General features: G+C 64.5%; 12 protein-coding genes and 2 tRNA genes. 10 read left to right on the top strand and 4 right to left on the bottom strand.

All coding sequences use genetic code 11. The features are described 5' to 3' along the window. The first annotated feature begins 7 nt into the window (after nucleotides 1–7). The 3 genes from AC16HO_RS00930 (at nucleotide 8) to serS (ending at nucleotide 3,186) form a co-directional block, all read left to right on the top strand. On the top strand, nucleotides 8–1,186 hold the full coding sequence (locus AC16HO_RS00930; RefSeq protein WP_395644079.1) for an MFS transporter: 1,179 nt from the start codon (nucleotides 8–10) through the stop codon (nucleotides 1,184–1,186). 62 nt (nucleotides 1,187–1,248) lie between these two features. Next, nucleotides 1,249–1,809, top strand: coding sequence for a hypothetical protein (locus tag AC16HO_RS00935; RefSeq protein WP_395644080.1), 561 nt, complete (start codon nucleotides 1,249–1,251; stop codon nucleotides 1,807–1,809). Between the two features lie 102 nt (nucleotides 1,810–1,911). Further along, nucleotides 1,912–3,186: a serine--tRNA ligase gene (gene serS / locus AC16HO_RS00940; protein ID WP_395644081.1), complete on the top strand. Its 1,275-nt coding sequence runs from the start codon at nucleotides 1,912–1,914 to the stop codon at nucleotides 3,184–3,186. Here the strand turns inward: serS and AC16HO_RS00945 are convergent. Then, nucleotides 3,183–3,815 carry a nitroreductase family protein gene (locus tag AC16HO_RS00945; RefSeq protein WP_395644082.1) on the bottom strand — a complete coding sequence of 211 codons (633 nt, stop codon included), beginning with the start codon at nucleotides 3,813–3,815 and terminating at the stop codon, nucleotides 3,183–3,185. The genes serS and AC16HO_RS00945 overlap by 4 nt on opposite strands. Nucleotides 3,816–3,965: 150 nt before the next feature. On the opposite strand from AC16HO_RS00945, the gene AC16HO_RS00950 reads away from it, so the two are divergent. Together AC16HO_RS00950 and AC16HO_RS00955 are read left to right on the top strand one after the other, a co-directional pair. Then, a complete protein-coding gene (locus AC16HO_RS00950; protein ID WP_395644083.1) occupies nucleotides 3,966–4,883 on the top strand; it encodes a LysR substrate-binding domain-containing protein in 918 nt (305 codons plus the stop codon). Nucleotides 4,884–5,036: 153 nt separating this feature from the next. Then, on the top strand, nucleotides 5,037–6,182 hold the full coding sequence (locus tag AC16HO_RS00955) for an alpha-hydroxy acid oxidase (RefSeq protein WP_395644084.1): 1,146 nt from the start codon (nucleotides 5,037–5,039) through the stop codon (nucleotides 6,180–6,182). Between the two features lie 161 nt (nucleotides 6,183–6,343). On the opposite strand, the gene AC16HO_RS00960 is transcribed toward AC16HO_RS00955, so the two are convergent. Both AC16HO_RS00960 and AC16HO_RS00965 read right to left on the bottom strand, forming a co-directional pair. Next, complete coding sequence (locus tag AC16HO_RS00960; protein WP_395644085.1) at nucleotides 6,344–7,567, bottom strand: dicarboxylate/amino acid:cation symporter; 1,224 nt, start codon at nucleotides 7,565–7,567, stop codon at nucleotides 6,344–6,346. 182 nt (nucleotides 7,568–7,749) lie between these two features. After that, a tRNA-Ser gene (locus AC16HO_RS00965) sits at nucleotides 7,750–7,839 on the bottom strand. Nucleotides 7,840–7,940: 101 nt separating this feature from the next. Between AC16HO_RS00965 and orn the strand changes: the two genes are divergently transcribed. From orn to AC16HO_RS00980, 3 genes are all read left to right on the top strand, one after another. Beyond that, nucleotides 7,941–8,510, top strand: coding sequence for an oligoribonuclease (gene orn / locus AC16HO_RS00970; protein ID WP_395644086.1), 570 nt, complete (start codon nucleotides 7,941–7,943; stop codon nucleotides 8,508–8,510). Between the two features lie 91 nt (nucleotides 8,511–8,601). Then, nucleotides 8,602–8,692: transfer RNA gene (locus AC16HO_RS00975), tRNA-Ser, on the top strand. A gap of 544 nt (nucleotides 8,693–9,236) precedes the next feature. Then, complete coding sequence (locus AC16HO_RS00980) at nucleotides 9,237–9,638, top strand: DUF6165 family protein (RefSeq protein ID WP_395644087.1); 402 nt, start codon at nucleotides 9,237–9,239, stop codon at nucleotides 9,636–9,638. A 38-nt stretch (nucleotides 9,639–9,676) separates the two neighbouring features. On the opposite strand, the gene AC16HO_RS00985 is transcribed toward AC16HO_RS00980, so the two are convergent. Then, the gene (locus tag AC16HO_RS00985; protein WP_395644088.1) at nucleotides 9,677–10,738 is read right to left on the bottom strand and encodes a glycosyltransferase family 9 protein; all 1,062 of its coding nucleotides are present in this window, start codon (nucleotides 10,736–10,738) and stop codon (nucleotides 9,677–9,679) included. 54 nt (nucleotides 10,739–10,792) lie between these two features. Between AC16HO_RS00985 and AC16HO_RS00990 the strand changes: the two genes are divergently transcribed. Together AC16HO_RS00990 and AC16HO_RS00995 are read left to right on the top strand one after the other, a co-directional pair. After that, a complete protein-coding gene (locus AC16HO_RS00990) occupies nucleotides 10,793–11,566 on the top strand; it encodes a 3-deoxy-D-manno-octulosonic acid kinase (RefSeq protein ID WP_395644089.1) in 774 nt (257 codons plus the stop codon). Continuing rightward, a complete protein-coding gene (locus AC16HO_RS00995) occupies nucleotides 11,563–12,321 on the top strand; it encodes an MBL fold metallo-hydrolase (protein WP_395644090.1) in 759 nt (252 codons plus the stop codon). The genes AC16HO_RS00990 and AC16HO_RS00995 overlap by 4 nt, the downstream gene beginning before the upstream one ends. The last annotated feature ends 2 nt before the right edge of the window (nucleotides 12,322–12,323 follow it).

The raw sequence follows: 12,323 nt of genomic DNA on the forward strand, positions 1-12,323 counted from the left end.
AGATCCCATGTTCACCGCCATCCGCCGCTTGCCGCGCACCGTGTGGCTGCTCGGCCTGATCAGCCTGGTCAACGACTCGGCCAGCGACATGATCTACCCGCTCGTGCCGTTGTACCTCACGTCGGTTTTGATGGCGGGGCCGAAAGCGCTGGGCCTGATCGAAGGCATCGCCGAAGCGGTGGCCAGCCTGCTCAAGCTCGCGGCTGGCGTGCTTGCCGATCGCAGCCGCAGGACGAAGGCCTGGGTCGTTGCCGGCTATGCGATCGCGGGTATCGCGCGGCCGCTGATCGCGTTCGCGTCGAACTGGTTCGGCGTGCTCGTCTGCCGTTTCGCCGACCGCGTCGGCAAGGGCCTGCGCAGCGCGCCGCGCGATGCGCTGCTCGTGCACAGCGTTGCCGCGGATCAGCGTGGGCTCGCCTTCGGCCTGCATCGCGCGATGGACAACGCCGGCGCGGTGATCGGGCCGCTCGTCGCCGCGGGGCTGCTCGCGTTCGGCATGCCGCTGCGCCACGTGCTGTTCGCGGCGATCGTGCCGGCACTGATCGTGTTGCTGCTGACGCTCGCGATCGAAGAGCCGCAGATCGAGCGCGCGCCGAATCCGCCGCGTTTCCGCTGGAATCTGCGCGAGTTTCCGCCGCGCTTCCGGCGCTACCTGCTCGTGCTTGCGCTGTTCATGCTCGGCAATTCGTCGAACATGTTCCTGCTGTTGCGCGCGAAGCAGCTCGGCCTCGGCGATGCGCAGGTACCGATGATCTGGGCGCTGGTTTCGTTCGTCGCGGCGGCGTTGTCGACGCCGCTGTCCGGGTTGTCGGATCGCTTCGACCGGCGCAAGCTCATCGTTGGCGGCTGGACGATTTATGCCGTGCTCTATCTGGCCTTCGGACTGATGCCGGCGATGACCTGGCTGCTGTGGCCGATGTTCGCCGCCTACGGCGTGTTCCTCGCGGCGACCGAGGGTGCGGAGAAGGCGCTCGTCGCCGACATGGTGCCGAAGACCCAGGCCGGCACCGCGTTCGGCTGGTACAACCTTGTCGTCGGCATCGCATTGCTGCCGGCGTCGGTGCTGTTCGGCTGGCTGTGGTCGCAGGCGTCGCCGTTGGCGGCGTTCGCGTTCGGTTCCGCCTGTGCGCTGGCCGCCGCGCTGTTGCTGCGCTTCTGGGTGGGTCCGGCCGCGGATGCTGCATGACGGCTTGCGGCACGGCATGGCCCGGCGTAGCGTCAGCGCCTCGCCAACGAGGGGAGGTTGCCATGCGTTACGTGATTGCGGGTTTGCTCGGCGCCGTCGTGGTCTTTCTCTGGGGATTTGTCGCCCACATGCTGCTGCCCATCGGCGAGATGGGCATGCGCACGCCGGCGAACGAAGACGCCGTGCTGCAGGCGACGGCCGCGGCGCTGCCGCAGGAGGGCATCTATCTGCTGCCCCACATCGATCCGGAAAAAATGGGCGACAAGGCCACGGTCGATGCGTGGGAGGCGAAGGCCGCGCAAAACCGCTTCGTGTTCGTTGCGGTCGGGCCGACGATCGCCCACCCGACCGACATGAGCGGGAATCTCATCAAGCAGTTCATCGGCAGTTACCTTGCCGCGTTGATCGTCGCGTTCGTGCTTGCAGCAACCCCGTGGGGCTTCGGCATGCGCGTGCTCGGCAGCTTCGGTTTCGGTGTGTTCGGCTGGCTGACGAACATCGTGCCGCTGTGGAACTGGTATCGGTTCCCGAGCGATTTCAACATCGGCAACCTGATCGAGCAGGGCGTCGGCTGGCTGTTGGCGGGCGTGGTCATCGCCTGGTGGCTCGGCCGCCGCAGATAGGCGTTGCATTGCGGCAAAATCAGGGGCGCGGGATAATGCGCGCCCTTTCGCGCGCCCCGCGCGAAAGGAGTCCATTCCCTTCGTCGTTTGCGAAACAACACCATGCTCGATCCCGCCTTGTTGCGCGCCCAACTCGATACTGTTGCCGAACGTCTCGCCACACGCGGCTATGAATTGCCGAAGGCGCAGATCGAGGCGCTGGAAGCGCAGCGCAAGGCGGTTCAGGTGCAGACCCAGGAGCTGCAGAACCAGCGCAACACCCGTTCAAAGTCGATCGGCATGGCCAAGGCCAAGGGCGAAGACACGGCCGCGCTGATGGCCGAAGTCGCCGGCATCGGCGACCAGCTCAAGGCGAACGAAACCAAACTCGCCGAGGTGCAGGCGGAACTGGCGAAGCTCACGCTCGGCATTCCGAATCTGCCCGACGCCTCGGTGCCGGTCGGTGCCGATGAATCCGGAAACGTCGAGATTTCGAAGTGGGGCACGCCGCGCACGTTCGATTTCGCGGTGAAGGACCACGTCGATCTCGGCGCACGCCATGGCTGGCTCGACGGTGATGCGGGCGCGAAGCTGTCCGGTGCGCGCTTCACCGTGCTGCGCGGCGATCTCGCGCGCCTGCATCGTGCGCTGGCGCAGTTCATGCTCGACCTCCACGTCGAGGAGCACGGTCATCTAGAATGCAACGTGCCGCTGCTCGTGAAGCCGGAAACGATGCAGGGTACGGGGCAGTTGCCGAAGTTCGCCGAGGATCTGTTCGCGGTCGAAGGCGAACCGAAGCGATATCTGATTCCTACCGCCGAAGTGTCATTGACGAACATCGTCGCCGACGAAATCGTCGAGGCGGAAAAGCTGCCGCTGCGCATGACCGCGCATTCGCAATGCTTCCGCGCGGAAGCCGGTTCGGCCGGCCGCGACACGCGCGGCTACATCCGCCAGCATCAATTCGAGAAGGTAGAACTCGTGACGATCGCGGCTCCCGCGCAAAGTGCCGAAGAGCACGAGCGCATGACGCGCTGCGCCGAAGTCGTGCTCGAGAAACTCGAACTGCCGTACCGAAAGGTGCTGTTGTGCACGGGCGACATGGGTTTTTCGGCGACCAAAACCTACGATCTTGAAGTCTGGTTGCCCTCGCAGAACACCTATCGCGAGATTTCGTCGTGCTCGAACTGCGGCGACTTCCAGGCGCGGCGCATGCAGGCGCGCTGGCGCAATCCGCAAACCGGCAAGCCCGAGCTCGTGCACACGCTCAACGGTTCGGGCGTGGCGGTGGGCCGCGCACTCGTCGCGGTGATGGAGAATTATCAGAACGCCGACGGTTCGATCGGCGTGCCCAAAGTTCTCCAGCCGCACATGCGCGGCGCGACCGCGATCGCTTAAGCGGCGGCGCGCGTTTCGGCAACCGTCGCGGTACCGAACACCTTGAAGCGCCGCGCATCGTCCATGAATGCCTTCTCGCCGAACGGCTTCTCGTTCGAGCCGAACGGCATCTGCGCGCGCAGCTTCCACGCAGCCGGGATGTTCCAGCGCGCCGCCGCATCCGCGTCGGCCAGCGGGTTGTAGTGCTGCAGGCTGGCGCCGATGTCGGCGTTGGCCAGTGCGGTCCACACCGCGAACTGGGCCATGCCGCTGGCCTGTTCCGACCACACCGGGAAGTTGTCGGCGTAGAGCGCGAACTTATCCTGCAGGCCCTTGACCACGTCCTGGTCCTCGTAGAACAGCACGGTGCCGGCGCCGGCCGCGAAGCTGTCGATCTTGCCCTTGGTCGCCGCGAACGCCTCGGCCGGGACGATCTTGCCCAACGCGGTTTCGACGAGCCTCCAGAATTCGCGGCTCTCGTCACCGTAGAGGATCACGGCGCGCGAACTCTGCGAATTGAACGACGACGGCGCGAGCCGGATCGCGGCTTCGATCAGCGCCGTGGTTTGCTGTGCGGAAATCGGCAGCTCCGGGCCGAGCGCATACTGGGTGCGACGCTTCTCGATCGACTGGATCAGCGAATTGTTCATGGCATTCTCCGGATGTTCGGCAGGCATCGGCCCGGTCGGGATGGCACGGGTGAGCGATGCGACGGAGAAAATGTAATACTGCACATCAAAGATGATAAGTTGGATAAAAACGGCCACAGCGTTCCGTTTTCAGAACAATAAGGCGGGGACATGCAGGATCTCAACGATCTCTACTACTTCTCGATCGTGGTCGAACAAGGCGGCTTCGCTGCGGCCGGGCGCGCGCTCGACATTCCCAAGTCGCGGCTGAGCCGACGCATAGCCCAGCTCGAGGATCGGCTCGGCGTGCGCCTGCTGCAGCGCTCGACGCGTCGCTTCGCCGTCACCGATGCGGGGCAGCGGTTCTATCAGCATTGCCAGACCGTGATCGCCGAGGCGCAAGCGGCGGAGGACGCCGTCGCTCAACTGACGACCGAGCCGCGCGGCATCGTGCGCGTCAGCTGCCCGGTGTCGATCACGCAGAACGTCATGACCGGCATCCTGCCGGAGTTCTGCGAGAAATATCCGCAGGTGCGCATTCTGCTGATGTCGACCAACCGGCGCATCGACCTCATCAACGAGGGTGTCGACATCGCGATCCGCGTGCGCTTCAAGCTCGACACCGATGCCGACCTCGTCCTGCGCACGTTCGGGCGCAGCACCTCGTTCCTCGTCGCCAGCCCCGGCTATCTGCGCGAGAAGGGCAGGCCGCAGCATCCACAGGATCTGGCCACGTACGACACGATCAGCATCGCCGAGTTGGAGAACCAGTCCTGGGAATTCTCCAAGGACGACGGCACGAGTTTTCGCCTCGATCATTCCCCGCGCGTGATGTGCGGCGATTTCCCGCTCGTGCTCGCATCCGCTGCGCGCGGACTCGGCGTGGCGCTGCTGCCGGAAAGCGTGTGCACGCGCGCGGTCGCGGCGGGTGAGCTCGAAGTCGTGCTGCCCGAGTGGAGCCCGCCCGAGGGCATCGTCCATTGCGTGTTTCCGTCGCGCCGTGGCCTGCTGCCGGCGGTACGCGCGCTGATCGACTGGCTGGCGGAGAAGATGCCGGTCGCGGCGCAGACGCGGGTACCGGGGATTTGACCTGCGTCCTCGTCCGCGGAGTATCCTGCGCCGGGTACTTCGACGGGCCATGCCTTGGGGGCGGAGATGAAGCGTCGGGAATTGCTGGCTGTGGGAGCTTCGCTGCCGTTGATGGCATGGGCCGCGGAAGCGCCCGGGCGAGACGGGAAACCCGTGCCGACCTCGGGCGCCCCGGCGGCGGCGGAGGCCGTGCACCGTGCGGCCGATGTGCTCGACGTGCGCGATTTCGAACCTCTGGCGCGTGCGGCGCTGCCGCCGGCTCACTACGGCTACCTGGCCACGGGCATCGACGACGACAGGACGCTGCTCCGGAACGAGGCGGCATTCTCGGAGTACGAGATACGTTCGCACCGTTTCGCCGACATGACCCATGTGGATACGGCGCAGAACGTGCTCGGCGAGCGCTGGCCCATGCCGGTGTACCTGTCCGCCGTATCGTCGCTGGCAGCGTTTCACCCGGAAGCCGAAAAAGCCGTGGCGCGGGCGGCGCAGACGCGCGGCGCACGGATGATGCTGTCGAGCGGATCGTCGACGTCATTGGAACGCGTGATCGCAGAGCGGCATGCGCCTGTTTGGCAGCAACTGTATCCCACGGACGATTGGAGCGTGACCAAGGCGATGGTGCAACGCGCGGAAGCGGCTGGCGCCGATGCGATCGTGCTCACCGTCGACGGCAGGGCCACGGCGGGGGTGAGGAATTCGGAGACATTGCGCCGGCTGGCGCGCGTGGATACGCGAACCTGCACGAATTGCCATGCCGGCAACCGCCACGACATGTGGCTCAAGGCGCCGCTGTTCGCAGGGCTCGACGTATCGCGGGTCAGCGCGCTGGTCCCCGCCGATCTGACGATCGGGTGGCTGGACCGGTTGCGCCACATCGTGCGCGGGCGCCTGTTCGTGAAGGGCATCGTCACCGGGGAGGACGCGGCACTTGCCGTGGCGCACGGTGCCGACGCGGTGATCGTGTCGAATCACGGCGGACGCAACGAGGAAACGCTGCGCGCATCGATCGACTGCGTCGCCGAGGTCGTGGCGGCGGTGCGCGGGCGCGTGCCGGTGTTCGTCGATGGTGGAGTCCGCCGCGGAACGGATGTCTACAAGGCGTTGGCGTTGGGAGCGACCGCTGTCGGCATCGGTCGGCCGCCGTGCTGGGGCTTGGCCGCATTCGGGCAGGAGGGCGTCGAAGCCGTACTCGACCTCTATGCGCGCGAGGTGAAGGCGATCATGATGCAGGCGGGCACGCCGACGATCGCGGCGATCACGTCCAAGGCACTCCTGCGCCGCGGGGCTTCCGCATAGTGCGAAACTCCAGGTGGCGAAGTGGAGGGAGGGTGGATTGTTCGGCTCGGCGTGAGCCTCACCCGTTCGCGTTGCGCACCACGTGGCGAGAATGTCGATGAAATGGCACGCCGCGGTGGAAGGCGGACATCAGAGCAAGCGGTATCCGTGGTTCCAAACTGCTACGTCCGGGACGCGGGCCTTGCCAGTAGTGCGGTGATTGCCATGTCGGCGACTACGTTACCGACGGTCAGGATGCGATCGACGATCGGATTGATCGCCAACAATATCGCCAATCCTTCCAGGGGCAAGCCAAGCGCAAGAAACAGCGGGCTCATCACGATGACTCCGCCACCGGGGATGCCCGGCACCGTGGCATTGAAAAGCACGGAATATCCGGCAGCGAGCGCCAGTTGCGCCGGGCCGAACGGTATGCCGTAAAGGATCGCGACGAAATAGGCATCGAGCACCCACGAGGACGCGGACGTCGGCTTGAACGTGGATACGGCGAGCGGCAGGACAAAGCCGTAGGTTTCTTCGGGCAAGTTCCATTCGTCGCGCGCGCTCTCGATCATTGCCGGCAATGCCGAAAGAGATGAACTGGTGCTTGCGGCGACCAGCATTGCCGGCCCCGCACCCGCGAGCACTTTGCTAACGGACAGCCTGTTGCGCATCACTGTCAGTGCGAACATGACCACGATCAGCGCCATCGTCGTTACCAGTTGACCGCCAACAAAATATCCCATCGCACCGAACGCCGCGACGCCAACACGTGCCCCGACCACAAGCGTCAGCGCAAAGACACCGATCGGAGCCAGCGACAGCACCGCCTGTACCATCACGAACATGATGGTGCTCAACGTTTGCGAAAAGCGAACGACGCGGTCGCGCGTATCCTCTGGGGCGGCCAGTGTGGCGAAACCGAATGCCAGCGCGAACACGATGATCGACAGCATTGTGCCGTCCGCTGCGGCCTTGATCGGGTTGGCCGGTATCAACGTCTTGAACCAGTTCGACAAGCTGGCGTCGCCGGTCGGCAACGATGTGGCTGCGGCAGAGGCCCGCAAACTCGCGGTCGCGGCCGGGTCGATGTGGATTCCGCCGAACAATAGCGGCGCGATCACCGAGGTGAAGGCAGCGACAACCGCGATCAGCACAACAAGTCCGATGATCGTGACGACTCCCAACCGGCCCGCGGCGCGCGTGCTCCTCGCGTTCGCAATCGAGACGATCAGCAATGGAACGATCAACGGGATGACGGTCATCCGGATGGCGGCCACCCACATCGTGCCGATCACATCGAAGAAATCGACCGTGGCTCTGATCCCGCTATTGGCGCTCAACGGACGGATCGCCGCTCCCACGGCGAGACCCGCAATCAAACCGGCAATGACGAGGCTTGGCAAAGACCGGAATGCCGACCGTTTCGGATTGGACCGAGTGCTCCCGATACATGCGCTTCGTTGGCCACACGCTTCTCCCCAGTGGCTTGGCCCGCCTGCAACTATCTGGTTGGTGTCACGGTCGGTTGGTCGCAGTGATTTGTCAGCCGCCAGCATTGACGGGCACGGCGCTCTTCGTCGGAGTCTGGCGGAGAGGGTGGGATTCGAACCCACGGTGGACTTGCATCCACGGCAGTTTTCAAGACTGCTGCCTTAAACCGCTCGGCCACCTCTCCGGATTCGGGGGCGGAGTATAAGCCATCGCCGCGTCGGGTTTCGGCTGCGTGGCAAACGGCAGGGATGCTATTGTCGGGGTTTGAACTGATGCGACGCGGGCATGACGGCAACACAACTCCATGATGACAACCTGATCTGGATCGATCTGGAAATGACCGGTCTCGATACGGACCGGGACTCTATCCTCGAAATTGCAACAATAATAACTGACAAGTCTTTGAATATTATCGGAGAAAGCCCGGAGCTCGCCATCGCCCATCCGCTTGACCGGCTGGAGGCGATGGACGACTGGAATCGCAACCAGCACACCAGCTCGGGTTTGTGGCGGCGCGTGCTTGATTCGGATGTCGATCTGGCACGGGCCGAAGCGCTGACGATGGATTTCCTCACGCGCTGGGTGCCGGCCGGCAAGTCGCCGATGTGCGGCAATTCGATCTGCCAGGATCGGCGCTTTCTGCATCGCCTGATGCCGCGTCTGGAACGGTTCTTCCATTACCGCAATCTCGACGTGTCGACGGTCAAGGAACTGGCGCGGCGCTGGGCGCCGGAGCTGGCACGCGGTTTTACCAAGGAATCGCAGCACACGGCGCTGTCGGACATCCGCGATTCGATCGCCGAGCTTCGCTACTACCGGCAGTTCATGGGCGAACTGGCCGGGCAGGGCCGGTGAACCCGCTCGATCCGCGCATCGCGCGGTTGTAACTTTCCGCCGCGGCCCGTATCATGCGCGCCCTTCGATTCGAATCGAATCAAAAGTCACCGGAGAGGTGGCAGAGTGGTCGATTGTACCTGACTCGAAATCAGGCGTGCGTTCATAGCGCACCGTGGGTTCGAATCCCACCCTCTCCGCCAGAAATGAAAACGGCCCCTCGCGGGCCGTTTTTCGTTTCTGCTGGTGAGTGCTTGGGGGACGAGCCCACTGGGGTTCGACAAATTCGCCGGGAGCGAATTTGGACAGCCGCAGGCTGGCCCCACAGCGCGCAGCGCGAAGGGGTGAGGCTCAAGGATGAGCCGAACAATCCCACCCTCTCCGCCAGAAATGAAAACGGCCCCTCGCGGGCCGTTTTTCGTTTCTGCTGGTGAGTGCTTGAGGGACGAGCCCACTCGGTTGACTCAGGGCGTCCCGCCCTTAGCCCTTCGGGCCATCGGCTGCGCCGATGTTCGCTTCGGCATCCTGCCTTCGCAGTGACAAATTCACCGGGAGCGAATTTGGACAGCGGAAGCGCAAAGCGCTGGAGCTGGCCCTGGCGAAGCGAGGGTGAGGCTCAGGGATGAGGCGAACAATCCCACCCCAACGGCATTCAAACGCTTTTCGCACATCACGTTCGGCTCAGCAATGATGAGCAGCAACGCCAGCTCGGATAGAATTCCCGCTTCCACGCCAAGAATCTCACAAATGTCCGAACTCCTCACCCCCATCTCCTACGGCGAACTGATCGACAAGATCACCATCCTCGAAATCAAGGCCGTGCACATCCGCGACGCCGCCAAGCTCGCCAACGTGCGCACCGAACTGGGCTTGCTCAACGCGACCTGGGCCATGCATCCGGCTTCCGCGACCGACATCTCGACGGAGCGTGCGCAGCTGAAGACCGTGAACGAGGCGTTGTGGAAGATCGAGGACGACATCCGCCTCAAGGAAAAGGCGCGGGCGTTCGATGCCGAATTCATCGAACTCGCGCGTGCAGTTTACATTCGCAACGACGAGCGCGCGGCAGTGAAGAAGGCGATCAACCTCAAGCTCGGCTCGAAACTGATCGAGGAGAAGTCGTACCAGGACTACTCGGCGAAAAATTGAGAAACGCGGCCAAGGGCGACCGCTCTTGATCTTCGCGATCAGGGATGAGTGCAAGAGAAGCTGTCGAAGCGCTCCGTCACCGCTTCGGTTTCGATCAGCTCCATCACTCCGGGATATTCGATCTTTGTGCCCCACGGCAGATCCGCCGCGGGTTTACCCTTGAATTTGCGTGCGGCGGCATCGTAGCGGTCGACGCACCAGCGGCGGTCGGAGTAGGGGCCGGAGCGGTCCGGATTGCTTGCCGCATGCAGGCCGAGCACCTTGGTGCCGACGGCGTTGGCCATGTGCATCGGTCCCGAGTCGGGCGTCAGCACGAGCTGCGCGCGGCGACACAGGGCGAGGAATTGCTTGAGCGTGTCCTTGCCGACCAAGTCGAGCGGCTTGCTCGTGCACTTGGCGATTATGGCATCGCCGAACTCGCGTTCGAACGTGCTCGGGCCGCCGCACAAGGCGACGCGCCAGCCTTGCGCTGCGGCATGATCGATCACCGCAGCGTAGCGTTGCGGCAGCCAGTTGCGCACGATATGGCTTGAGCACGGGCTGACGAGCAGGGTCTTCGCAGCGCCCGGCAAATGGCGCTCGGCAAACTCCGCGGCAGATTCCGGTATCGGGATGTCCCAGCGTACTTCGCTCTGACGCAATCCCAGCGGTTCGAGAAAACTCGCCATTGCATCGAGCACGTGCTCGCCGCTGCGCGCGGCGATGCGGTGGTTGATGAACATGCCGTGCAGGTCTTTCGAGCGCGCCTTGTCGTAGCCGATACGCAACGGCGCGCGCACGCATGCGGCGATCAGGTTCGCGCGCAGCGCCACTTGCATGTGCAGCAACGCATCGAATCGCCTGTGCGCGAGTTGCGCGCGCAGTTCGCGCAATCCACGCCAGCCCTTGCCCTTGTCGAAGACCAGGAACTCGACACCGGGCAGATCGCCGACCAGCCTGTGTTCGAGCTTGGCGATGATCCAGGTCAGCTTCGTGCCCGGTGCCTGTGCCTGCAGCGTGCGGATGATCGGCACGACGTGGGTGACGTCGCCGAGCGCCGAGGTGCGCAGCAGGCACAGCGATTGCGGCGGACGGGCCGGCGAGGAGGCGATATCGGGCATCAGGCTTGCTAGACTTGGGCTTCGGTATCGCAGCGGGTGACGAGTCGCGCAATCATGACCGGGGTGGGTGAAAACGGGGTGGTGCAGCAGGAAACCGCCGACGGCGCGATTCTGTTCGATGCACACGCACTGACGCAAGGCGAGCATTTCGATTCGCGCTGGTTCGACGCCGGCTTCTGGCGTGCGCAGGATCGTGCGACCGAAGCGCCCGGCGGGCGCGGCGGCATCGTGTTTGCGCACACGCCGCACGGCGACTGGGCGCTGCGCCACTATCGGCGCGGCGGGCTCGTGGCGCGCATACTCGGCGATCGTTACCTCTGGAACAGCGCCGAGCGCACGCGCAGCTTCGCCGAATTCCATTTGCTGCATGTCCTCGCCGCGCGCGGGTTCGATGTCTCGCAGCCGATTGCCGCGCGCTACTGCCGGCAGGGTATGTTCTATTCCGCCGATCTGATTACCCGTTTCATCCCCGGGACGACGACGCTGGCTTGGCGCATTCGGCACGATGAAGTCGATTTGCCGACGCTCGCGCGCGTGGGCGAAGCCATCGCCACACTGCATGCGGCCGGCGTATTTCACGCCGATCTCAATGCGCATAATGTGCTGGTCGGCGCGGACAAGGTCTGGCTGATCGATTTCGACCGCGGCCGGTTGCGGCCGATAGAATGGACTTGGCGGCGGGCGAATCTGGTGCGTCTGAAACGATCGCTGGAAAAAATCGACAAGGCCGAAGGCGGCGATGCCGCCGCGGTCGCCGTATGGTGGGAACCGCTGATGTCGGCTTACATCGGTGAATGGCAACGGCGGATGCCGGGAACGAAACCATGAATCTTTCCTTGCGATTCCTCGGCGTCGGCGCTGCGCAGGCGGTGGAGCTGGGCTCGTCCGGTGCCGTGCTCGAGCGCGATGGCGAACCGCTGCTGCTGATCGACTGCGGCCCGGAAACGCTGACGACCTACGAGAAGGTCTACGGCGCGCTGCCGCGGGCGGTCTACATCACCCACACGCACATGGATCACGTTGGCGGCTTGGAGCGGCTGTTCTATCGCGCGTATTTCGACCCCGCGCTGCGCGGCAAGGTGCGGCTCTATGCGCACGCGGCGCTGGTCAGCCATCTGCAGAGCCGCGTCGCCGATTATCCGGATGTGGTCGCCGAAGGCGGTGCGAACTTCTGGGACGGCTATCAGCTCGTGCCGTGTTCACGCGGTTTCTGGCACGAGCAGCTCTGGTTCGACGTGTTCCCGACCCGGCACCACATGCCGTTGACCTCGTTCGCCGTTGCCCTGCGCGGCAGCTTCGTCTGGACCGGCGACACGCGTCCGATTCCCGAGATGCTGGCCGGTTACGCCGCGCATGGCGAAATGGTCGCGCACGATTGCGCTCTTGCCGGCAATCCCTCGCATACGGGCGTGGACGATCTCGAGCGCGAATACCCGGCCGAGTTGCGCTCGCGCTTCGTGCTCTACCACTACGGCAGCGAAGCCGATGGCGCGGCGTTGACCGCGCGCGGACACCGCATCGCGCGCGGCGGCGAGCGGCTTGCATTGGCAGCGCCGCACCCCGATGTTCTGCTCAGGGCCTGATT

Source organism: Rudaea sp., from assembly GCF_057139185.1.